Below are 23,132 nucleotides of genomic sequence, written 5' to 3'. Positions count from 1 at the left end.
CTTCTGCCTCAATCGCGCCATTTGGCGGCATCTGTGCCGGGCTGAACCCGGGCTGCTCGGCTTTACGCCTCGCATATCATATAGGCGAAACTATGACGTGCAGCCAGATTGCGCCGCTCAGGCGGCCTGCAGGGGCACGTCGATCCGCGTGCGATTGAGAATGATGCCCAGCAGGTTCGTCTTGCCCTGCAAGCGCCGTTCGCATTCCTCGATCTGCGGACCGAGCGTGCGGCTGGCATCGGCTACAAGAAGCACCCCGTCGACCTGCGGCAGAAACGCCTCGAGGTCATCGTATTCCAGCATCGGCGGCAGATCGTAAAGCACGATATCGGGGAAAAGGGTGCCAATCATGTCGTCGAGCACGGCGCCGGTGCGCTTGGAATGCAGCATTTCCGAAGGGTTTACGGGGCGTGCGCGGTTCAGACCGACCGCCAATGTCTCGGAGCAGCGCATCAGGTGATCGCGCGCCGAGACCTGCCCGGCGAGATAGCGGTGCATGTCGCCCGGGCCGCGCAGGCCAAGCGCCGTGGCGATCCCCGGATTGCGCTGGTTGAGGTCCATCAGCACGGTCCGGAAATCGGGGATGCGGCTGATGCTGAGCGCGAGGTTCACGGCGGTGAAAGTGGTGCCACAGCCCGATGTGGGGGCGGTTACGGCGATGCGGTTCCAGACTTCGCTCTGAAGTGTCTGGAGCAGTTGCGTGCGCAGATCGTCGATCACCCGCAGAACACGCCGGTCGCCGCCTGCCAACGCCATCTGAGCTTTCAGGGCCGAGGATGCGCCGTGGCCGAACGGAACCTGTTCAAGCGTTTCCCAGCTGCCGCTGCCATATTGCGCAATCTGGGCCGCGCGCTGTGCGGCGGGCAATGCCGCTTCGTCCTCGTCAAGGAAAGGCACTTCGGCCAGTCCCAGCGACGGGTCGCGGTTGCCCCATTTGGCCGGCATGTACTGGCCATTGACCCGGCGGGTCAGTTCCAGGTCAAAGGGCAGGTCGCGCGTATTCGCCACGTGCCCGCGTGTGCCTGCGCTGCCGCGTGTTCCGCCCTGTTTGGGTTGTGCCGACTCCGATTTCATTTTGCGCGAGCGATCAGCGCCGCGTGCTTTATTGTCTCGTTCCACTATTGCACCTTTTACAATTGCGCCGGACAGCCAATCCGGCAAGGCGCCCCCAAAAATCTTAGTACCCGGTTCGTTTCAACACAGCGCCCACTGTCAGCAGCAGCACCTTGAGGTCCTGCATCAGCGACATGCACCGATTATACTCTTCGTCCAACATCACACGCAACTTGAACAGGCTCTCATTGCGCTCGGACACTTGCCAAAGGCCAGTGATTCCCGGACGCAGCGAAAAATAATGTTGTGCATCGCCGTAGATCGGCAACTGATCCACCATCATCGGACGCGGCCCCACCAAGCTCATCTCGCCTGTCAGCACGTTCCAAAGCTGCGGCAACTCGTCAAGCGAGGTCTTGCGCAGGAAGGCCCCGCAGCGTGTGATGCGCGGGTCATTCTTCAGCTTCTGCGTCGACTCCCATTCGCGGCGCAGCGCGTCATCCTCGGCCAGCAGTTTTTCCAGCATGGCATCGGCATCGCGCACCATGGTCCGCAGTTTCAGGATTCGAAACACAGTGCCGCCTTCGCCAAGACGGTCCTGACGATAGAACGGCGCGCCGCCCTCGACCCACAAGAGCAGGGCGCTGAACCCGACCAGCAACAACGCGAGCGGGGCCGTCAGCAGCACGAAGGTGATATCGAGAACCCTCTTGCCCGTCGACCGATAGAAATTTTGCCGGGGCAGGGTCGTTTCAACCGGAACAGCCGGGTTGATCGGGCGCAGCAGATCGACCACCTCTGCGGGTGAGGGGCGATTGAAATAGCTCATCAACGCTGGTTTTGGAAATCCGGTATGCGGGCCACCCGAAACAGCATTCGGCTGGCCTAATTGCATATTTGTATCGGCCATAGGCATTCCCCAATCGTCCACAACACGTCACACCACTCAACTGCCTCTGCCCGGCGCCGCCATGTCTGCGGCTTCCCGTGTTCGATTCCGGCGCGGCCTGCGAACGAAATGCTTCGTTGCGACCCCGTTAAACCCGGTCCCTAGATCGGTTGTGGACAGCTCAGAGACGAAAAGTTGCCTCTAAATTGACACTTTCCAACCTAACATTTCTCGGCAAATTTTTAATGAAATCTGCAGAAACACATTGTTTCCATAAACGATAACCCAAACAGCTAACGACTTGAAAGAAATACATCTTTAGCGTGTATTTTGGTTCCTCAAACGATGACGGCGACGCCCAACCGGCAGAATTGTTTCCGGTCCGGAAACGCAACGTTAAACATGCGGCATGAAATTGGAATCGGGCGACACTTTTGCACTGCCCGATTTCTGCCCAGATTTTGCCCTGTTTTGTCAGAATCACCGTCTTGCCCCCCTGGTTGGCCACCTTTTGCTGCAACAAGCCGGCGCAGATCAGGGGAAATTGACAGTTTTCCCGTCATAAATGTGGCAAGAATTCCTGCTGCGCGGCGCTCTTTTACGCGATTGTGGCACAGCCTGCGCGGGCTCTTTTTGAGGCCGCCAAGATGCGTGGATTCGGCATCTACTAAATTTTTAGTTTGACATGGCGGCCCGCGAAACATGACACTCATTCCCATCGGGGGAGACCGATCACAAACAATCCAAGGGAGGAGACAAGATGCGTAGGTATCTGCTCTCTGCCGTCGCGGCCACCGCCGTGATCGCAGGGTCACAGGCCGCCATAGCCGACGAGGCGGCGGCACAGCGCTGGATCGACAAGGAGTTCCAGCCATCCACACTCTCCAAGGCCGAACAACTGTCCGAGATGCAGTGGTTCATCGAGGCGGCCAAGCCCTATGCGGGCATGGAAATCAACGTGCTGTCCGAGGGTATTCCGACACATTCGTATGAATCGGACGTTCTGACCAAGGCATTCCACGAAATCACCGGGATCAAGGTCAATCACCAGATCCTTGGTGAGGGCGAAGTGGTGCAGGCGGTACAGACCCAGATGCAGACCGGCCGGAACCTCTATGATGGTTATGTGAATGATTCCGATCTGATCGGCACGCATTCACGCCTGCAGCTTGCGTATAACCTGACGGAGCAGATGGCGGGCGACTGGGCGGCGACAACGTCACCGACGCTGGATCTGGATGATTTCATGGGCATCCAGTTCACCACAGGGCCGGATGGCAACCTCTACCAACTGCCTGATCAGCAATTCGCGAATCTCTACTGGTTCCGCAAGGACTGGTTTGACCGCGAAGACCTGAAAGCGGCGTTCAAGGAGAAATACGGCTACGAACTGGGCGTTCCGGTCAACTGGTCGGCCTACGAGGACATCGCCGATTTCTTCTCGAATGACGTGAAGGAAGTCGATGGCACGCGCATCTATGGCCACATGGACTATGGCAAGCGTGCGCCTGACCTTGGCTGGCGGATGACCGATGCCTGGCTGTCGATGGCGGGCGCAGGTTCCAAAGGTGAGCCGAACGGCATCCCGATTGATGAATGGGGCATCCGCATGGAAGCGGGCACCTGCAACCCGGTTGGCGCAAGCGTCACACGCGGTGGGGCAGCGAATGGCCCGGCAGCGGTCTATGCGATCCGCAAATGGGATGAATGGCTGCGCAATTACGCCCCTCCGGGTGCGGCAAGCTATGATTTCTATCAGTCGCTCCCGGCTCTGGCGACCGGCAACGTGGCCCAGCAAATCTTCTGGTACACAGCCTTTACCGCCGACATGGTGGCACCGCAGTCCGCTGGCAACAACACGGTGGATGAGGACGGCAACCCGCTCTGGCGGATGGCGCCCAGCCCGCACGGGCCATATTGGGAAGAGGGCCAGAAGGTCGGCTACCAGGATGTGGGCAGCTGGACGTTCCTCAAGTCCACGCCGTCGGATCGCGCGCAGGCCGCATGGCTTTATGCGCAGTTCGTGACCTCCAAGACGGTGGATGTGAAGAAGTCGCATGTCGGCCTCACCTTCATCCGCGACAGCAGCGTGCGGCACGAAAGCTTTAGCGAGCGTGCGCCGAAACTGGGCGGCCTGGTGGAATTCTACCGCTCGCCCGATCGCACCGCGTGGTCGCCCACGGGCATCAACGTGCCGGACTATCCCAAACTGGCACAGATCTGGTGGCAGCAGATCGGTGACGTGAACTCGGGCGCCTTCACGCCGCAAGAGGCCATGGACCGGCTGGCAAACGAGATGGACATCACCATGTCGCGGATGCAGGCGGCAGACGAGGCCGCGAATGTCTATGGCGGCTGCGGTCCGCGCCTGAACGAGGAGAAGGACGCGGAATGGTGGTTCGCCAATGGCGGCGCCAAGCCGAAGCTGGAGAACGAGAAGCCCCAGGGCGAGACCGTCAATTATGACGAGCTGGTCGCCCGCTGGGCGGCTGAGTAATCCACCTGAACAGGAACGGGCCGGGGCGAATTACGCGCCCCGGCCCACGCGCCTGTAACTGGCAAGGGTCAAGATGACTATCGAATTACACGCCATCACCAAGCAGGTCGCGGGACGGGTGCATATCAAGCCGACAACGCTGACCCTGCATCCGGGACATTTCAACGTGCTGCTGGGCCAGACCGGCGCGGGCAAGACATCGTTGATCAAGATGATGGCCGGGCTTGATCCCATTGCCTCGGGGCAGGTGATCATGGACGGGCAGGACGTGACCCGCCTGAGCACGCAAAAGCGCAACATCAGCCTCGTGCATCAGTTTTTCGTCAATTACCCGCATATGACGGTGTTCGACAACATCGCCTCGCCGCTGAAGGTTGCCGGCGTGGCAAAGTCCGAAATTCAGGGCCGCGTCGAGGAGGCCGCCGATATTCTGCAATTGCGCCCGATGCTTCACCGACGCCCGCATGAATTGTCGGGCGGGCAGCAGCAGCGAACCGCGCTGGCACGGGCCATCGCCAAGGAAAGCCGCGCAGTATTTTTGGACGAGCCGCTGGCGAACCTCGATTATAAACTGCGCGAGGAATTGCGCGAACAACTGCCCGAGCTATTCGCCGGGCGCGGCGCCGTGGTTGTCTATGCTACGTCTGAGCCGGAAGAGGCGCTGCTGCTGGGCGGCGAGACCGGGCTGATGGAGGACGGGCATGTGGTGCAATTCGGCCCGACGGCCGAGATTTACCGCAAGCCTGCGACGCTTGGGGCGGCACGGGTCTTTTCCGACCCGCCGATCAACGTGGCACAGGTGCGCAAGACCGGCAGTGAAATGCAGATGGGTGATGCCGCGCGCTGGCCAGTGCCGCGCGGGCAGGAGGGGCTGGCCGATGGCCCCTATACGCTGGCCGTGCGACCGCACCACGTCACGCCCCACCCGCGCGGAACCGCGACCGTTCAGCTGAGCGGCAAGGTGCTGGTAACGGAAGTCAGCGGCTCGGAGTCGAGCGCGCATTTTCAGATGCAGGATGCCGCGTGGGTGTCGCTGTCGCACGGGGTAACCCGGTTCGAGATCGGCCAGCAGCATCCATTCTACCTTGATCCGGCGGGCTGCTACTACTTTGGTAAGGACGGCGCGCTGGCGGCGCAGGGGGGCGTGGTCTGATGGCGAAAATCACCCTCAGAGGCCTCCGGCACAGTTACGAGCCCAGCCCCAAAGGGCCAGAAGATTATGCGCTGAAGGCGATTGATTTGGATTGGTCCGATGGCGGTGCCTATGCGCTGCTGGGCCCGTCGGGTTGCGGGAAATCGACGCTGCTAAACATCATTTCCGGGCTTCTGGTCCCGTCCGAGGGGCAGGTACTGTTTGACGATCACGATGTGACAGCCCTGCCACCCGACCGGCGCAACATCGCGCAAGTGTTTCAGTTTCCGGTGATCTACGACACGATGAGTGTCTACGACAATCTGGCCTTTCCATTGCGCAATCGCGGTGTGCCAGAGGCGCGGGTGGCCGAGCGTGTGGGCGAGATTGCCGAGATGCTGGATGTCACCGATCTCTTGCGCACGCGCGCGGCAGGGCTCAGCCCCGACAACAAGCAGAAGATTTCGATGGGGCGAGGGCTGGTGCGCGATGACGTCAACGTGGTGATGTTCGACGAGCCGCTGACCGTGATCGACCCGCATCTGAAATGGAAGCTGCGCAGCAAGCTGAAAGAGCTGCACGCCCGCGTCGGTGCCACGATGATCTACGTCACCCACGATCAGACCGAGGCGTTGACCTTTGCTGATCAGGTGGTGGTCATGCAGGATGGCGAGATCGTGCAGATCGGCACGCCGGTAGAGCTGTTCGAGAGGCCCGCGCATACCTTCGTCGGCCATTTTATTGGCTCGCCCGGCATGAATGTGCTGCCAGCGGTGCAAGACGGCGCGCGCGTGCTGTTCGAAGGGCATTCGGTCGCGCTCGAAGGGCCGGTGACTGGCGGGGCGGGGCGGCTGGAGATCGGTATACGCCCCGAGTTCATCGAACTGGCGGAAACGGGCCTGCCTGCAACGGTCCGTCGCGTTGCCGATGTCGGACGGCATAATGTGGTCGAGGCGGTTGTTGGGAAAACGTCGGTCAAGCTGGTGGTCGAAGGCGACGTGCCGGCCCCCGGCAGCGATGTGCATCTGGGCTTTCGCCCGGATCAGACCCGCGCCTATCGTGACGGTTGGTTGGCCACCGAAAGGGAATCGACATGAGAACCCATAACCAGAAGGCATGGTTTTTCGTGCTGCCCGTCCTCCTGCTGGTGGCGTTCAACGCGCTTATCCCGATGATGACGGTGGTCAACTATTCGGTGCAGGAAACCTTTGGCAACAACGTGTTCTTCTGGGAAGGGCTGCGCTGGTTCCAGGAGTTGCTGAATTCGGACCGGTTTCATGCCGCGCTGGGGCGGCAGTTTCTGTTCACCGGGATCATCCTAGCGGTCGAGATCCCGCTGGGCATCATCATTGCGCTGGCCATGCCGCGCAAGGGGATGTGGGTGCCGGTCTGTCTGGTGCTGATGGCGCTGCCGATGCTGATCCCGTGGAACGTGGTGGGCGCGATGTGGAACATATTCACCCTGCCGCGGATCGGCATGCTGGGCTATTTCATGAACGATGTGCTGGGCGTGCATTATGACATGACGCAAAACCCGACTGCGGCATGGATCACTATCGTCATCATGGATGTCTGGCACTGGACGTCGCTGGTGGTGCTGTTGTGCTACGCAGGTTTGGTCAGCATTCCCGATGCCTATTACCAGGCAGCCAAGATCGACGGGGCGTCAGGCTGGGCTGTCTTTCGCCACATCCAGTTGCCCAAGATGAAACAGGTGCTGACCATCGCGATCCTGCTGCGCTTCATGGACAGCTTCAACATCTATACGGAGCCTTTCGTGCTGACCGGCGGGGGGCCGGGAAATTCCACGACATTGCTCAGCATCGATCTGGTGAAGATCGCCCTGGGGCAGTTCGACCTCGGCCCGGCAGCAGCGATGAGCCTGATCTACTTCGCGGTGACGCTGCTGGTGTCGTGGCTCTTCTACACGTTGATGACGAAGGACGATGAGCCATGAAAAAGCGCAGCCTGATCCCGATCCTCTACATCGCCTTCCTGATGCTGCCGATCTACTGGCTGGTGTCGATGTCATTCAAGACCACAAACGAGATCCTCTCGGGGTTCTCGCTGTTTCCGCGCACTTTCACGCTGGAGAATTACAAGGTGATCTTCACCGATCCCACCTGGTACTGGGGGTACATAAACTCGATCATCTATGTCTCTCTGAACACGGTAATTTCCATATGCGTCGCACTGCCCGCGGCCTACGCGTTCTCGCGTTATCGGTTCCTAGGGGATAAGCAGCTGTTCTTCTGGCTTCTGACCAACCGGATGGCGCCGGCGGCGGTCTTTGCATTGCCGTTCTTTCAGCTTTATTCGGCGGTGGGCCTGTTCGATACGCATCTGGCCGTGGCGCTGGCGCATTGCCTGTTCAACATCCCGCTGGCGGTGTGGATCCTGGAAGGCTTCATGCGCGGCGTTCCCAAGGAGCTGGACGAAACGGCCTATGTGGACGGCTACAGCTTTCCACGGTTTTTCGTCACCATCTTTTTGCCGTCGATCAAGGCGGGCGTGGGCGTGGCCGCGTTCTTTTGCTTCATGTTCTCATGGGTCGAATTGCTGCTGGCCAAGACGCTGACCGCAGTAGAAGCGAAACCCATCGCCGCGACCATGACGAAGACCGCCAGTAGCGCAGGCTATGAACTGGGCCTGTTGGCCGCTGCGGGGACGCTGACGATCATACCCGGTGCTATCGTGATCTATTTCGTGCGCAACTACATCGCCAAGGGCTTTGCCCTGGGGAGGGTGTGATGAGACGCATCGCGACTTTGGCGCTGCTTGTCCTGCCTGCCGCAGCAACGGCGCAAAACAGCTGGGGCACCGTGGCGCAGGAGGCGGAAAAGCCGTTTTCGTGGACAGCGCCCCTCTGGCCAAGTTTCTGGATGGCCTGGACGCCGGTCACGTTGCTGTTGTTCATCGGCATCTTTGCGGCGATGGGCGTCATCACCGTGCTGGAAATCCGTCGCCCCGGCGGCGACGAACGTAAAGGCGCGCTTGGCCTCACCACGACCCGTGGGGACCGGCTCTTCATCACGCTTCTGGGCACGGTCTATATCTTCCTCGCCTGGCTTGGGTTGGTGGGTATGCCGCTCTGGGCGCCACTGGGGCTGAGCATCGCGTGGGGAATTTTCTGCTTCTGGAAGGTCTGAGCCGACGCGCTTGGCAGAAAGCCGGATATGCTGTCTATTGGATGATACGAGCAGACGAGGGATCAACCGGAAAAGCAGGGTACGGAATGCGGCCAAGAAAGAAGAACGATTTCCTGACAGATGTCGAACTGGAATTGATGACGCACCTGTGGGAACTGGGCCGCGGATCAGTGCGCGATGTGATGGGCCTGCTCGCGCCGGAGCGGCCGCTGGCCTACACGTCGGCGGCGACGATCCTGCGGATCATGGAGCAGAAGGGCTTTGTGCGCAGCGACAAGCAGGGCAAATCGCTGATCTACGAGCCGATCCTGGCCAAGGATACCTATCAGGCCAAGACCCTGCGCGATCTGTCGGACAAGCTGTTTGACGGTACGCCCGCCAGCCTGGTGGCGCGACTGGTTGATGATACCGGCATGTCAGAGGAATCCCTTGAAGAGATACGGGCACTTCTGGACAGGAGATTGCGAGATGATCCGGCTGAATGACGTGTTCGATGCTTATCTTGACGCCAACATCGTGCTGGCGCTTGCTGCGGCTGTCTGGCTGCTGACACGCACGGCGCTGCGGGCGACGCCGCTGCGTGGGGCCTATGCGCCGCAGTTGCGGCTGGCCTATGCGCTGCTGGCGGCCATGACGCTGGTGCCGCTGTGCCAGGCGGCGCTTGATCTGGCGCGGGCCAGTGGCCTGCTGGACAAGAACGCAGTGCTGCACCTTTCGGACATCGCGGTGGCGCAGTTTCTGGAAGGCCGGATCGCGATGTCACCCGTGGCATTCGAAGAGATGCTGGGCTGGCGTGCCGCGTTCACGCAGGCCGTCGTTGCGCCCACAGGCTGGGCGGGGTTGGCCATTGCGGCCTTTCTGATCATCGGCAGCGCCGCCGCGTTGACATGCAGCCTGCGCAGCCTGATCCGGGTCCGCGGGCTGATCAAGCGCAGCTACCTCTGGCGCCGGATCGGGGCGGTCGAGCTGCGGTTGACGGATGAGATCCATGTGCCGTTTTCCACGCGCGGGCTGTGGCGGCACCATGTGGTGCTTCCGTCAGAGATGCTGGCACGTGAGAGCGATCTGCGTATCGCGGTCACCCATGAGCTTCAACATATCCGGCAGGGCGATCTGGGCTGGGCACTGGGAATCGAGGCGTTGCGCGGGCTGTTCTTCTGGAATCCGGCCTATCATTTCTGGCGCCGCGAGATTGAACGGCTGCGCGAACTGGCCTGCGACCAGCAAGTGCTGGCGAGCGGTCGATTCGGGGTCAAGGCATATTGCGATTGCCTGATCCGGGTGTGCCGCAACAGCTTGCGCGACAACCGCCGCGGCCAGATCGGCGTGCCGGTGGTCAGCCTGGTGCCGATGCGTGCTGGCCGGGCAGGGTGCCGCGCCTCGACCGTACTGCGTGGGCGGGTCCTGTCGATGCTGCATGCCAGACCGCTGGCGCGCACCGGACGGATCACCAGCGGCGCGATCATCGGTGTGACGGTTCTGACATTGCTGGCTCTGGCGGCAATAGCGCAACGCTCTGGCGACTGGAGCCATGACCGGCTGATGCTGTCCACCATCGTCAATCTCGAACGGCTGGCGCAACATAATGCGCCGGTAGCGCCGGTCTGGTAGAGTCGGCAGCCGCGACATACTGCGCAAGCCCGCATTCGGTGCTATACTTTAGCTCTGCGGCGGTATAGGTGGCGCTCTTTGGTGGCGACGCTTTGTACTTTTGCAGATCGCCCCGCATTCAACGACCCTCAAAGAGACGGACCACACGTGAAAAAAGCCCTCGCCGACGCCCTGCAATCCCGTGGCTACACGGACCTGACCCCTGTGCAAAAGGCGGTCACCGAGCCCGGGCTGGAGGGGTCTGATCTGCTGGTCTCCGCCCAGACCGGATCGGGCAAGACGGTGGCCTTTGGTATTGCCATCGCGCCTGCCATTCTGGACGAGGCGGAGCGCTTTGAACCCGCAGCCGCGCCACTGGCGCTGGTCATCGCGCCGACACGCGAACTGGCGTTGCAGGTCAAGCGCGAACTGAGCTGGCTTTTTGCAGGCGCCGGCGCGGTTCTGGCCTCTTGCGTGGGCGGTATGGACATGCGCGACGAGCGGCGCGCGCTGGGACGCGGTGCGCATATTGTCGTCGCGACGCCGGGGCGGCTGCGCGATCACCTGACACGCGGCTCGATCGACCTGAGTGCGTTGCGCGCCGTTGTGCTGGACGAAGCTGACGAGATGCTCGACCTCGGGTTTCGCGAAGATCTGGAATTCATCCTCGGCGAGTCTCCAGAAGAGCGCCAGACTCTGCTCTTTTCCGCCACGGTACCAAAATCCATCGCGGCCTTGGCGCAGAAATATCAACGTGACGCGATCCGCGTCTCCACGAAGGCCGAAGAGAGCCAGCACGCTGATATCGAGTATCGCGCACTGTCGGTGGCGCCGCAGGATGCGGAAAATGCGATCATCAACGTGTTGCGGTATTTCGAGGCGCCCAACGCCATCGTGTTCTGCAACACCCGTGCGATGGTCAGCCGGATGACCACGCGCCTGTCCAATCGCGGCTTTTCGGTCGTGGCGCTTTCGGGCGAGTTGAGCCAGGCCGAGCGCAGCCATGCCTTGCAGGCGATGCGCGACGGGCGGGCACGGGTCTGTGTGGCCACTGACGTGGCGGCACGCGGGATCGACCTGCCCAACCTCGATCTGGTGGTCCATGCCGAACTGCCATCCAGCCACGAGACATTGCTGCACCGCTCTGGCCGTACCGGACGCGCCGGGCGCAAGGGCATCAGTGCGCTGATCGTCCCTCCGAAATCGCGCAAGAAGGCCGAGCGCATCCTGCAAAGCGCCAAGGTGCGCGCCACTTGGGGCCCCGCGCCGGGTGCTGACGAGGTGATTGCGCAGGACGAGGCCCGGATGCTGGCCGATCCCGCCTGGCACGAGGCCATCGAGCCGCAAGAGCAAGAGGCGGTGGACAAGTTGACCGGCCATTTCTCGGCCGCACAACTGGCGGCGGCCTACTTGCGGCTGCGTGCCGAGCGTCATTCCGCGCCGGAGGACTTGTCGGATCCGGGCGCCAAGCCCGAGCCGCGCGCGCCTTTCGGCCCGTCGGTCTGGTTCTCGGTGTCGGGTGGGCGCGCGGCAGGTGCCGAGCCGCGCCGTCTGTTGCCGATCCTGTGCAACGCGGGTGGGATCACCCGTGACGATATCGGTGCAATCCGGGTGCGCGACGACATGAGCTATGTCGAAATCCGCGCGGCGAGTGCCGCGAACTTCATCACGAGCATCGGCCCCGGCGGCACGGTCGAGGGCAACGCCACGGTCACGCAACTGGACCGCGCGCCGGATTTCGCCAAAACCTACAAATCCGCGCATCCGTCCAAACCCGCAGGCGCGCCGAAATATGCCAAACCTGCCGGTGCGACTAAATATGCGAAATCCGAAGGTGGGCCGAAACACGCCAAGCCCAAGACCAAGTCCGAGGTGGCGATGGAGGATGGCGCACTGGTGGCCAAGCGCGGCCCCAAGCCCAAGAGCGGCAAGCCCGACCACGCCAAAGGCCCACCGCCGCCCAAAAGCAAACCCAGCAGCAAGAAGAACCGCGCCCGCGTTGCCGTTGGCAAAACTGCGCATAAAGGTGCGGGCAAACCCTTTGGCAAACCTTCCGGTAAACCCGGTGGCAAACCGGCGCCGCATCGCAAGGGTGGCGCGAAACGCGAGGATTGATGCGTTGCGGCAAACCGTTGCATCGCGGCGTTTTGTCGAAACCTGTCAGGAGACGCTGCGGCCGATCGTGCTCAGGTAGTTGTCGTAGAAACTCTGCACGCCCCATTCCATCTGTGACAGCGGGCCGGGCACGAAGCGGTGCGCATTCACGCCCTGTTGGTTGATGCGGATGATCCGTTCGTCATCCAGAGAGGTCACATGCCAGAGCCAGGTAAGGGCGTCGCGATCATAGTCGCGCCCAGCTTCGGCGTCGCCGCGCACATACCAGACGACCTGGATATCAGTCTCTTGCAGGCCGCGCGGGATGAAACGGTAGCCGACCACATGATCGGAATAGATCAGGAAATTGTTGAGAATTCCGATCTGCAGATCGGTGGCGCCGCCATCGTAACCGCCGAGCGTGCCCAGTAGCGGCGCCAGCGGCGCGCCGGCGTGGCTGCCGGTCTCATAACCGGGATAGAGCGGGTAGCGGCGATAGTAGAAATTCATGCCCGTATCGCCAGTTTCAGGCAGGCTCAGAATTTCGTCCGGCAGGCCAGCGGCGCGCGCCCGGTCGCGCATCGCCCCCAGCAATTCATCGGTCATCGACGCCGGATCCTTGAGGCTGTGACTGCGCGAGTATTCCTTGTGGGAGGGCGCGCAATGATAGCACTCCATGTAATTTTCCACCGCCAGTTTCCAGTTGGCAGGCACCGGATAGGACGCGCTGTGCGCGATCCGCAGGTTTTCCAGACCAAACGGTGCCGTCAGCGGGCGCAGCCGGTCCAGGCCTGGGTCTATCTCCGGCGCAGTCTCGCCCGGACAGACGAAGATCAGCCCGTCAAAAACGCGCAGATGCGCCTCAAAGAGCCCGTATGCGGACGGGTCGAAATCCGGCCCCATGTCGCGCCCGCCGCGCAACTGTCCGTTCAGATCATAACTCCACGCGTGGTAGGGGCAGACGAAAAGGCGCGTGTTGCCCGCCGCTTCGGTACAGACGCGCGAGCCGCGATGGCGGCAGATGTTGAGATAGGCGCGCACATTGCCCGTGCGGTCACGGGTGATGATCAGGGATTCTTGCGCATAGTCGAAAAGGAAATAATCACCCGCATCGGGGATCTGGCAGACATGCCCGACCCAGATCCAGCTTTGGTTCCAGTAGGCGGCAATGTCGTGTTCATAGATATCCGCGCGCGTGTAGAACGGTCGGGGCAGCGCAAAGCCTGTGGAGCAGTCGTTGAGCAGAGCGGGCAGATCGGTGGGTAATGTAACGGACATGGGCGAGGTCCTCGGATGCAAACGGTGCTGGTGGGATGGCTCTGCACCACCAGACCAGACGACCCGCCGCCGAGGCAAGACAGGGGAAAATCACGCGCGCCGCTCTGTGGCCGCGCCGCCTCAGCTGTAGTGCTATCCTGCTTTCCGGCGACCCGCCTGTGATGTGGCGGGACTCCGGGATCAGACGCAGATCGATCTAGTCGACCATCATCTCCTTGATCGCGGTAAGGGTCACGTCCGGGTAATCGCGCTCGATCCGGTCGATATCCCATTGCAGGCGCGTCAGGTATACAACGTCGCCGTCATTGTCATGCGCGATATGCTGCTTGTTGGCCGCGATGAATTTTTCCAGTGCCGTTTTCGACCCCTGTGCCCAGCGGGCCGATTTGAACTGAGTGGGTTCGAAACGAACCGGCAGGCCGTATTCCAGCTCGATCCGGCTGGCCAGAACCTCGAATTGCAACTGTCCCACGACGCCGACGATGAAACCCGAGCCGAAGACCGGCTTGAAGACCTTGGCGGCGCCTTCCTCGGCAAACTGCATCAGAGCCTTCTCCAGATGCTTGGATTTGAGCGGGTCGCCCGCGCGCGCGGTCTGCAACAATTCGGGGGCAAAGCTCGGGATGCCGGTCACGCGCAGGGCTTCGCCCTCGGTCAGGGTATCGCCGATGCGCAGCTGGCCATGATTCGGGACGCCGATGATGTCGCCGGCCCAGGCCTCGTCGGCCAACTCGCGGTCGGAGGCGAGAAATAGCACAGGATTGGAGATGGTCATCGGCTTCTTGGTCCGCACATGGGTCAGTTTCATGCCGCGTTTGAAATGCCCCGAGGCCAGACGCAGGAACGCCACGCGATCGCGGTGCTTGGGGTCCATGTTGGCCTGCACCTTGAACACGAAACCGGTGACGTTGGTTTCTTCCGGGGCGATCTGGCGGGGCTGGGCCGATTGTATCTGTGGCTCGGGTCCGTAGACGGCAATTCCATCCATCAACTCTTTGACGCCGAAGGAATTTATCGCAGAGCCAAACCAAATCGGGGTCATATGCCCTTCGAGCACCGCTTGCGGGTCGAGCGTGGGCAGCAATTCGCGCGCCATCTCGACCTCTTCGCGCAGCTTTGTGACCAGCGCGGCAGGCAGGTTTTCATCGAGCGCCGGATCGTCCAACCCGTTGATCTCGATGCTTTCTGCCACCTTGTTGCGGTCGGCCCGGTCCATCAGTTCCAGCCGGTCGCGCAGCATGTCGTAACAGCCGACAAAATCGCGGCCGACACCGATAGGCCAACTGGCCGGGGTCACGTCGATGGCCAGATTTTCCTGTATCTCGTCGATGATCTCGAACGTATCGCGGCTTTCGCGGTCCATCTTGTTACAGAAGGTCAGGATCGGCAGATCGCGCAGGCGGCACACCTCAAAGAGTTTCTGAGTCTGGCTCTCGACCCCTTTTGCACCGTCGATCACCATCACCGCCGCATCCACTGCCGTCAGGGTGCGGTAGGTATCTTCGGAGAAATCCGAGTGGCCGGGCGTGTCGACGAGATTGAAGCGAAATTTCTTGAAATCGAACGACATTGCAGAGGCCGAGACCGAAATCCCCCGGTCTTTTTCCATCTGCATGAAGTCGCTGCGCGTGCGCCGGGCCTCGCCCTTGGCGCGGACCTGGCCGGCCATCTGGATGGCGCCGCCGAACAGCAGGAATTTCTCGGTCAGCGTCGTCTTGCCGGCATCAGGGTGACTGATGATCGCAAAAGTACGGCGGCGCGCAATTTCGAGCGGCAGATCGGGGCGGTTTGGGGCGATGTCCAACATGCGCCGCGTATACGGCGCGGGCGCCGGGCGCGCAATACGCGCCGCACCCTGATACAGAATGGAGATGCCAGGCGATGGAACCGGAAATGCGCTGCGGGATTTGACGGTTCGGACGATCAGGTCGAAGGACTGTCCGGGGATAGCGGACCTTAGCGTGTCGAGGCCCGCCGCAACATGGCGGCGGCATCTGGATGGTCCAGAAGCGCCTTGCTGACTTCGAAGTCGAGATGAACGCGCTCTGAATGCCCCGGCAGCACCTGTGCGAGTTTCTCGTTTAGTTCCGGTGGCAGGGCGGGGCGTGTGCGGGTGTCGACCAGCAGCGTCTCGGCCGCGATCCCTTCGGCATAGATGATTTGGTGGCTATCAAACAGCAATTGAAAATAATCGACGAACCCGCCATCAGCCTGAACAATGGTATCGCCGTTCACCAGGTGCCGCGCCCGCACCAGCAATTCGTGGCGACCGGCCCCCAGCGCATCCGAGCGCTGGTAGATGAAAAGCCTGTGATCGGGACTGACATTGAGATCATTGGTATTGTGCAGCGCACCCGCGCGGATGCGGATCGGTGCAAAGGCGCCCACCGCCCGCACAGTCGAACTGCCGATCCAGCGCACCTCTTGGGGGCCGTCATCGCGGGTCAGCACCATGTCGCCAACCTTCAGCTCTTCGATCGGTCGCTGTGCGCCGGAGGCCAGCGTGATATTCGTGCCGCGCGAGAATGAGACACAGGCCAATTCGGCGAATTTCGCCGCAGCCCCTTCGATGTCGATCCCGACCAGCGTGTAATCCGTGCGCGGCACCATCGGGGCCAGCGGAATGGCAAAGATCTCCTCGACATCGCCCGCGTCGTCCACTTCGACGAGAATCAGGATCTCGGTGGTGGCGCCTGTCGCGCTCATCATCGTCACACAGCAATCTATGTGCAGCACGTCCCCTGGCCGGCCAAGCTGCGTGCCTTGTGCGACGGTCAGCGCGCCCGCGCCATCGGTGCTGAAAGAGAGCCGTTGCAGCGCGACGTCAAGGCCCAGTTCATAGGTGTCGTCCAGGTCAAGCTCGGCTGCGAAAGACAGGGAGTCGCCCAGATTGGCGCCATTCACCACGCTGATTGCATCGGCGGGGTAGACCGGGATGGATTGGACAAGGGCTTGGATCATCTGCACAACTCGTTTTACATCTTTTGGTCCGGCAGGCTGTGCCGTAAGCTGAAGTTAAAGCGAAATTGTGGCAAAGAGAGGCCGATCCGCGGCGGATTTCAGGACATTCTGGCCCGTTGGCGCGTTGACGTCACGGGGAAAAATCGCCGGGCGGCAGGCAGAATCAATACATGAGAATGAAGGAGAGCAAGTGATGGATATGGGGCTGACGGGAAAACGGGCGCTGGTATGTGCGTCGTCCAAGGGTCTGGGGCTGGGCTGTGCGCGGGCGCTGGCGGGCGAGGGCGTCAATCTGGTGATGAACGCACGCGGCGCCGAGGCGCTGGCGCAGGCGGCAAGCGCGATTCGCGATGAGTTTGGCGTCGAGGTCACTGAAGTGGTCGCTGACATCACCACCGCCGAAGGTCAGGCGCGCGTGCTGGAAGCCGCTGGCGATGTGGATATTCTGGTGAACAATGCGGGCGGGCCACCCCCCGGCATGTGGCATGACTGGAACCGTGACGATTTCATCAAGGCTCTTGATGCCAACATGCTGACGCCGATTGCTTTGATGAAGGCGTTGCTGCCGGGCATGATCGACCGTGGCTGGGGCCGGGTGGTCAACATCACCTCGCAATCTGTCAAATCGCCGATCCCCGTGCTGGGGCTCAGCAATTCCGCGCGGGCTGGCCTGACCGGCTATGTTGCCGGCACGTCGCGTCAGGTGGCGGGCAAGGGTGTGATCATCAACAACCTGTTGCCGGGCATTCACGACACCGACCGGGCCACCTCGCTGGATCAGGCGGTTGTGGACGCGCAGGGTGGCACCTTCGAGGAGGTCCGCGCCCAGCGTTGCGCGTCGATCCCCGCAGGGCGTTACGGCACGCCCGAGGAATTCGGCGCCGCCTGTGCATTCCTGTGCTCGAAACATGCGGGGTTCATCGTCGGGCAGAACCTGTTGCTGGATGGTGGTGCGGTCAACACGACACTCTGACAGGCCGGGAAAACCGTTCACAAACGCGTTTGTGATCTGATCGGGCATAGTCCGAAGCGCGCTGTCGGGCTACCCATTGGCAAAAAACAGCCAAAGGGGAGCCCGCCTCATGCAGGCCATCGCCATTATAGCCGCATTCGGTCTCGTCGTCGCCGCCAGCATCGTCGTGGCCCCGCGCCGGGCCACGGTCGAAGGGTTCTTTGGCGGGGTTGGCGCGCGCGGACATGCGCCGAGTCTTTGGGTTCTGGTGCTGAGCCAGGTGACAACATGGATCTTTGCCCGGTCGCTGATGAACTCTGCGATCCTGGGCTATTTCTACGGGATCTGGGGCACGTTGGCCTATGCCGCCTATTACGGATCATTTCTGACCGGCGGGTTTATCGTGGCGCGGTTGCGGGCGCAGGGCGCACATTCGGTGCAGGACTGGCTTGGCGCGCGGTTCGGTACGGTGGGGCAGGCGTGCTACAATCTGGTGGTGGCGCTGCGCCTGCTGTCCGAAGTCTTTGCCAATCTGCTGGTGGTAGGGCTGATCTTTGCCGCGGCGCTGCCGCAGATCGACGTTGCGCGCGAAGCGTCAATCGCGGTCGTGGCCATGCTCGGCCTTGGCTATAGTGCATGGGGCGGGCTGAGCGCGGCATTGCGCACCGATGTGATGCAGATGCTGGTTTTTCTCGGTGTCTTTGCCGCCGCCTTTGTGGCGCTGGTCGTCAGTCCGGGGTTCTCCATGATTGAGGTGTTGACCGCGCCGGGGACATCCGGCGCGTGGAATGGTCAGGTGCTGCTGCTGGTGGCCCTGTTGCAGGTGTTTTCCTATCCCGCGCATGATCCGGTGATGATGGATCGCGGGTTTCTGGCCGATCCGGCCACCACGCGCAGATCGTTCCTGCATGCATTCTGGATATCGTCCCTGTGCATCATTGCCTTTGGCATGTTCGGCATTCAGGCCGGTCTTGTCGGTGCCTCCTATGAGGGGCAGCTATTGACCACTTGGGCCACGATGTTCCCGCCCTGGCTTTACGTCGCGTTGCTGGTGTCGCTGCTGATCTCGGCGCTCAGCACGCTTGATTCCGCACTGGCCAGCGCCGCGCGACTGGTGGTTGAGGAACTGCACCTGGCGCCGCGCACGTTGACGGCGGGGCGCATGGCGATGTTCGCTTTCATGGCGGTTGGTGCCGGGCTGACGCTTTGGGGAAACCAGACGCTCTTTGACGCGGTTGCGGTCAGCGGCACGGCAAGCATGTTCCTCAGTCCGGTACTGTTGGCAGGGCTGGTAATGCGACGCGACATTGCGCTCTGGTCATACCTCGTGGCGTTCGGGGCCGCGATCATCGGGGCGGCTATCTATTTCGCGCGGGATGCGGCCTGGGCTGTGACGCTGTTGCCGCAAGGGCACAAGTACGAACAGCTTCTGGTGATCTGTATCGCCGTGCTGCTGGCTGGCGGTATTGCGGTCTGGGCGGGATCGTCGCGCCGGGTGTGACGTGCCGCCATGTCTTGCGTGTGGCGCGAAGGGTTGCTATCTGCCGGTTGATAATTCCGATTGTTTTCATCGGACAAGCCGAAAGGACGGCCCGTGGCAGAACGGCCCTCGCGACTGGAAATCAAGAACCTTACACGCAGCTATGACGGGCGCGTGGTGGTCGATGACGTATCCCTCGCAGTCGGCCCGGGACAGGTGACCTGCCTGCTTGGGCCTTCGGGCTGCGGCAAGTCCACGACATTGCGGATGATCGCCGGCGTCGAGATGCAGGATTCGGGCGAAATCTGGGTCGATGGCACGTTGATTTGCGACACGCACACCCGTGTGCCACCGGAACGGCGCAATATCGGGCTGATGTTTCAGGATTTCGCGCTCTTTCCGCATCTTTCCGTCTTCGAGAATGTGGGCTTCGGGCTCAGCGGGGACCGGGACGCCCGTGCGACCCGAATCCGCGAGATGCTGGATCGCGTCGGGCTGGCGCGGTTCGAGTCGGCCTTTCCGCACGAGCTGTCGGGGGGCGAACAGCAGCGCGTGGCGCTGGCCCGCGCGCTTGCCCCGCGCCCGCGCATCATGCTGATGGACGAGCCGTTTTCGGGCCTCGATAACCGGCTGCGCGACGGTATCCGAGACGAGACGCTGGAGATCCTGCGCGAAGAGGACGCCGCCGTTCTGCTGGTCACGCACGAACCGGTCGAGGCGATGCGCATGGCTGACGAGATCGCGTTGATGCGGGGAGGGCGGATCGTCCAGCAGGGTGCGCCCTACAACATCTACAATTCCCCGGTAGATCGAGATGCGGTGTCATTCTTCAGCGATATCAATGTGATCAGGGGAACTGTTCAAGGGGCGTTGACCGATACGCCCTTTGGTCAATTCCTGGCCCCCGGCGTGCCGGATGGGCAGGAGGTCGATATCGTCATCCGCCCTCAGCACATCAAGATCGACTTTGACCGGCACGGGCGCGGGCCGAATCCGACACCCGGCGACGGGACGCCGGCCTTGGGCGTCGTGCGGCGCGCACGGTTCATGGGCTCCGAAAGCCTTGTGGAATTCACGATGGCGCATGATGGATCGACCCTGCGCGCCACCGTCCCCAACGTTTTCCTGCCCAACGAAGGTCAGAACCTGTGGCTGATGATCCGGCGCGACCGGTGTTTCGTGTTTCCCGCCCGCAAGGGGGCGAGCCTCGCGTGATCGGGACGTTGACCGGGACGCTGATCGGGCGCTTGGCCAAAAATGCCGCGCTGCCGCGCTTTCGTTCTTTTAACCTGCGCCCAGAGGGATTAGATAATACTGACGAAATTCCCGGGGCACATTCGATCCACCCCCGAGACAGGGAGAATACTCATGCTGAACAATATCGGCCTTCCGGGCATCCTGCTCATCGCCGTTGTGGTGCTGGTCCTTTTCGGACGCGGCAAGATCTCGTCGCTGATGGGCGAGGTGGGCAAGGGCATCACTTCGTTCAAGAAGGGCATCCATGAAGGCAACAAAGAGCTGGAAGATGCGGCGAACGATACCGATGAAGTCGCCAAGGACGTGACGCCCGAATCCAAAAAAGACAAGGCCTGAACGCAACATGTTCGACCTTGGCTGGACCGAGCTTATGGTGATCGGCATCGTGGCGTTGATCGTCGTGGGGCCGAAGGACCTGCCTGGCATGTTCCGAACTGTCGGACAGTTCGTGGGCAAGGCCAAGGGCATGGCGCGCGAGTTTTCCAAGGCAATGAACGATGCGGCGGATGAGTCCGGCGTCAAGGATGTCACCGACACGTTGCGCAAGGCGACAAGCCCGGTCAAAACGGCCATGTCCGAAGTCCGCAAGACTACCGAGAGCTTTACCCAAGCCACTCAGGACGCGGGCAAGCCCAAGTTGAGCCCCGAGCGGCAAGAAGTGGCGGACAAGGTCAGCCAGAAAGCCGCCGAGAAAGCCACCGAACGCAAGGCGAAAGAAACGGCTGAGGCCGCTGCTGCAGCGGCCAAACCAGCCAAGAAGGCAAACGCCAAATCCGCGGCGGCGAAAACGCCCGCCGCCAAGACATCCACGACGAAAAAAGCCGCGCCCGCCAAGAAGCCGACAGCCAAGAAACCGGCAGCCAAGAGTGCTGCGGCCAAACCTTCCGCGGCCAAGCCCGCGGCAAAGAAAACCACCGCCCCGAAGGCCGCGGCCAAGCCAGCCAGGAAAAAGGCGGCTGAGGACAAGGCATGAGCAATACCGACGAGATCGAAGACAGCAGCGCGCCATTGATCGAGCATCTGGCAGAGCTGCGCACGCGCCTGATCCGGTCAGTGATCGCGTTTATCATCGGCATGGTCATCTGCTTTTCCGTGGCCACGCCGATCTTCAATTTCCTGACTGCACCGCTGTGTTCGGTGCTGGCGGACCGAGGGCAGGACTGCAACCTGATCTTCATCTCGCCGCAAGAGGGCTTTTTCGTTGCCATCAAGGTGTCGCTGCTGGGGGGCTTCATGTTGGGCTTTCCCTATATCGCCAACCAGATGTGGCGGTTCGTGGCGCCCGGGCTCTACAAGACGGAAAAGGGCGCGTTTCTGCCATTCCTGATCGCATCGCCATTCATGTTCATCCTCGGGGCGGCCTTTGCCTTTTACGTGGTGACACCGCTGGCCTATGATTTCTTCCTCGGGTTCCAGCAATTCGGGACCGGTGGCGAGGCGATCGAGGGCGCGCAAGGCCCAGCACCGCTCAGCGTCGTCTTTCAGGGCTCCGCGCAGGAGTATCTGAACCTCACGATCAAGTTCATCGTGGCTTTCGGCCTGTGCTTCCAGTTGCCCGTGCTGCTGACCCTGATGGGCAAGGCCGGGCTGGTCGGTGCCGAAGGTCTGAAAGCGGTGCGCAAATATGCGGTGGTCGGCATCCTGGTATTGGCCGCTCTGGTCACGCCGCCGGATGTGATTACCCAGGTGATCCTGTTTGTCGTGGTCTACGGGCTTTACGAGATCTCCATTTTCCTGGTGCGCCGGGTCGAGCAGAAGCGCGAAGCGAAGCTGCGCGCCGAGGGCCTGTGGTTTGAGGATGACGATGAGACCGACATGCCCGACGACGAAATCCACCCCGAGGACGAACCGCAAGGGACGGATGAGGAGCCGCGCAAATGAGCGACCCGCTGGAACGGATCGCGGCTGCACTGGAACGTGTCAGCCCACCACCTTTCGATGCCCCCGATTTCACCAAGGCCGATGCGTTTGTCTGGCAGGTTGCGCCTGACCGGCTGCAGCCGGTACCGAAGGTCTCGCGCGTGGATATGAGCCTGCTTCTGGGGGTGGACCGTTCGCGCGACACGTTGCTTGAAAACACCCGCCATTTCGCCCGTGGGCTGCCTGCCAACAATGCGCTTCTCTGGGGGGCGCGTGGTATGGGGAAATCGAGCCTCGTCAAGGCGGTACATGCCGCAGTCGTGGCCGAGGGCTTGCCGCTCAAGATCGTCGAGTTGCAACGTGAGGATCTGACCAGCGTTACCCGCCTGCTGGCGCTCCTGCGCTCCAGTGACATGCGCTTTGTTCTATTTTGCGATGACCTCAGTTTCAGCCATGATGACCAGCATTACAAATCGCTCAAGGCCGTGCTGGATGGTGGCATAGAAGGGCGGCCTGAGAACGTGGTGTTTTATGCCACGTCGAACCGGCGCCATCTGATGCCGCGTGACATGATCGAAAACGAACGCGCCAGTGCGATCAGCCCCAGCGAGGCGACCGAAGAGAAGGTTTCGCTCAGCGACCGGTTCGGCCTCTGGCTGGGCTTCCATCCCTGCGGGCAGGATGAATACCTGGCGATGATCAGGGGCTACTGTGACGCCTACGGGATCGAGATCGACGATGAGACGCTGCGCGCCGAAGCGATCGAGTGGCAAGCGACGCGCGGCTCGCGCTCGGGCCGGGTGGCCTGGCAATACGTGACGGACTTGGCAGGGCGGCGTGGTGTGGCGATACCCGCCTGACGTCGTGCCGGGTAAGCGGGCCGGGCGATTGAGTATTTTTGGCAAAATGAAGGACTAGGCGGGTGGCTTTGGCGACCCGT

At 61.7% G+C, this 23,132-nt stretch carries 21 protein-coding genes; 16 read left to right on the top strand and 5 right to left on the bottom strand.

The window, feature by feature from the left end; genetic code table 11:
- Positions 1-117 precede the first annotated feature (117 nt).
- Together O3306_RS05980 and O3306_RS05975 are read right to left on the bottom strand one after the other, a co-directional pair.
- The gene (locus O3306_RS05980; protein WP_272004542.1) at positions 118-1,074 is read right to left on the bottom strand and encodes a CpsD/CapB family tyrosine-protein kinase; all 957 of its coding nucleotides are present in this window, start codon (positions 1,072-1,074) and stop codon (positions 118-120) included.
- A 103-nt stretch (positions 1,075-1,177) separates the two neighbouring features.
- Entirely contained in the window at positions 1,178-1,882 is a 705-nt protein-coding gene (locus O3306_RS05975; protein ID WP_272004540.1) for a sugar transferase, read from the bottom strand.
- Positions 1,883-2,702: 820 nt separating this feature from the next.
- On the opposite strand from O3306_RS05975, the gene O3306_RS05970 reads away from it, so the two are divergent.
- The 9 genes from O3306_RS05970 (at position 2,703) to O3306_RS05930 (ending at position 12,425) form a co-directional block, all read left to right on the top strand.
- Positions 2,703-4,439, top strand: a complete 1,737-nt coding sequence (locus tag O3306_RS05970) for an ABC transporter substrate-binding protein (protein WP_272004538.1) — start codon at positions 2,703-2,705, stop codon at positions 4,437-4,439.
- A gap of 73 nt (positions 4,440-4,512) precedes the next feature.
- A complete protein-coding gene (locus O3306_RS05965) occupies positions 4,513-5,592 on the top strand; it encodes an ABC transporter ATP-binding protein (RefSeq protein WP_272004536.1) in 1,080 nt (359 codons plus the stop codon).
- Complete coding sequence (locus tag O3306_RS05960; RefSeq protein ID WP_272004534.1) at positions 5,592-6,668, top strand: ABC transporter ATP-binding protein; 1,077 nt, start codon at positions 5,592-5,594, stop codon at positions 6,666-6,668. The genes O3306_RS05965 and O3306_RS05960 overlap by 1 nt, the downstream gene beginning before the upstream one ends.
- Positions 6,665-7,528 (top strand): carbohydrate ABC transporter permease, encoded by an 864-nt coding sequence (locus tag O3306_RS05955; RefSeq protein WP_272004532.1) that lies wholly within the window; start codon positions 6,665-6,667, stop codon positions 7,526-7,528. The genes O3306_RS05960 and O3306_RS05955 overlap by 4 nt, the downstream gene beginning before the upstream one ends.
- Positions 7,525-8,322 (top strand): carbohydrate ABC transporter permease, encoded by a 798-nt coding sequence (locus tag O3306_RS05950; protein WP_272004530.1) that lies wholly within the window; start codon positions 7,525-7,527, stop codon positions 8,320-8,322. Before O3306_RS05955 ends, O3306_RS05950 begins: the two co-directional genes overlap by 4 nt.
- A 131-nt stretch (positions 8,323-8,453) precedes the next feature.
- Positions 8,454-8,720, top strand: coding sequence for a DUF2160 domain-containing protein (locus O3306_RS05945; RefSeq protein ID WP_309502386.1), 267 nt, complete (start codon positions 8,454-8,456; stop codon positions 8,718-8,720).
- Positions 8,721-8,806: 86 nt separating this feature from the next.
- Positions 8,807-9,205: a BlaI/MecI/CopY family transcriptional regulator gene (locus O3306_RS05940; protein WP_272004526.1), complete on the top strand. Its 399-nt coding sequence runs from the start codon at positions 8,807-8,809 to the stop codon at positions 9,203-9,205.
- Positions 9,189-10,331 (top strand): M56 family metallopeptidase, encoded by a 1,143-nt coding sequence (locus O3306_RS05935; protein WP_272004524.1) that lies wholly within the window; start codon positions 9,189-9,191, stop codon positions 10,329-10,331. The genes O3306_RS05940 and O3306_RS05935 overlap by 17 nt, the downstream gene beginning before the upstream one ends.
- A gap of 147 nt (positions 10,332-10,478) precedes the next feature.
- Complete coding sequence (locus tag O3306_RS05930; RefSeq protein ID WP_272004522.1) at positions 10,479-12,425, top strand: DEAD/DEAH box helicase; 1,947 nt, start codon at positions 10,479-10,481, stop codon at positions 12,423-12,425.
- A 45-nt stretch (positions 12,426-12,470) separates the two neighbouring features.
- Here the strand turns inward: O3306_RS05930 and O3306_RS05925 are convergent, their stop codons facing one another.
- The 3 genes from O3306_RS05925 to O3306_RS05915 form a co-directional block, all read right to left on the bottom strand.
- The gene (locus tag O3306_RS05925) at positions 12,471-13,682 is read right to left on the bottom strand and encodes an aromatic ring-hydroxylating oxygenase subunit alpha (protein ID WP_272004520.1); all 1,212 of its coding nucleotides are present in this window, start codon (positions 13,680-13,682) and stop codon (positions 12,471-12,473) included.
- 196 nt (positions 13,683-13,878) lie between these two features.
- Positions 13,879-15,489, bottom strand: coding sequence for a peptide chain release factor 3 (locus O3306_RS05920; protein ID WP_272004518.1), 1,611 nt, complete (start codon positions 15,487-15,489; stop codon positions 13,879-13,881).
- Between the two features lie 149 nt (positions 15,490-15,638).
- Positions 15,639-16,643: a Hint domain-containing protein gene (locus O3306_RS05915; protein ID WP_272004516.1), complete on the bottom strand. Its 1,005-nt coding sequence runs from the start codon at positions 16,641-16,643 to the stop codon at positions 15,639-15,641.
- 193 nt (positions 16,644-16,836) lie between these two features.
- Here O3306_RS05915 and O3306_RS05910 point away from each other — a divergent pair, with 193 nt between their 5' ends.
- From O3306_RS05910 to O3306_RS05880, 7 genes are all read left to right on the top strand, one after another.
- A complete protein-coding gene (locus O3306_RS05910; RefSeq protein WP_272004514.1) occupies positions 16,837-17,616 on the top strand; it encodes an SDR family oxidoreductase in 780 nt (259 codons plus the stop codon).
- 109 nt (positions 17,617-17,725) lie between these two features.
- Positions 17,726-19,096, top strand: a complete 1,371-nt coding sequence (locus tag O3306_RS05905) for a sodium:proline symporter (RefSeq protein WP_272004510.1) — start codon at positions 17,726-17,728, stop codon at positions 19,094-19,096.
- A gap of 93 nt (positions 19,097-19,189) precedes the next feature.
- A complete protein-coding gene (locus tag O3306_RS05900; protein WP_272004508.1) occupies positions 19,190-20,290 on the top strand; it encodes an ABC transporter ATP-binding protein in 1,101 nt (366 codons plus the stop codon).
- Between the two features lie 153 nt (positions 20,291-20,443).
- Complete coding sequence (locus O3306_RS05895; RefSeq protein WP_272004507.1) at positions 20,444-20,668, top strand: twin-arginine translocase TatA/TatE family subunit; 225 nt, start codon at positions 20,444-20,446, stop codon at positions 20,666-20,668.
- A gap of 7 nt (positions 20,669-20,675) precedes the next feature.
- Positions 20,676-21,305, top strand: coding sequence for a Sec-independent protein translocase protein TatB (tatB, locus tag O3306_RS05890; protein ID WP_272004505.1), 630 nt, complete (start codon positions 20,676-20,678; stop codon positions 21,303-21,305).
- Positions 21,302-22,213, top strand: coding sequence for a twin-arginine translocase subunit TatC (gene tatC, locus O3306_RS05885; RefSeq protein ID WP_272004502.1), 912 nt, complete (start codon positions 21,302-21,304; stop codon positions 22,211-22,213). The genes tatB and tatC overlap by 4 nt, the downstream gene beginning before the upstream one ends.
- Entirely contained in the window at positions 22,210-23,052 is an 843-nt protein-coding gene (locus tag O3306_RS05880; protein ID WP_272004500.1) for an ATP-binding protein, read from the top strand. Before tatC ends, O3306_RS05880 begins: the two co-directional genes overlap by 4 nt.
- The last annotated feature ends 80 nt before the right edge of the window (positions 23,053-23,132 follow it).

Origin of the sequence: Roseovarius sp. ZX-A-9 (assembly GCF_028369135.1) — a bacterium.
Classification (GTDB): domain Bacteria; phylum Pseudomonadota; class Alphaproteobacteria; order Rhodobacterales; family Rhodobacteraceae; genus Roseovarius.
Note: the sequence above shows the minus strand (reverse complement) of the source record. Positions and strands in the feature narration are given on the sequence as shown.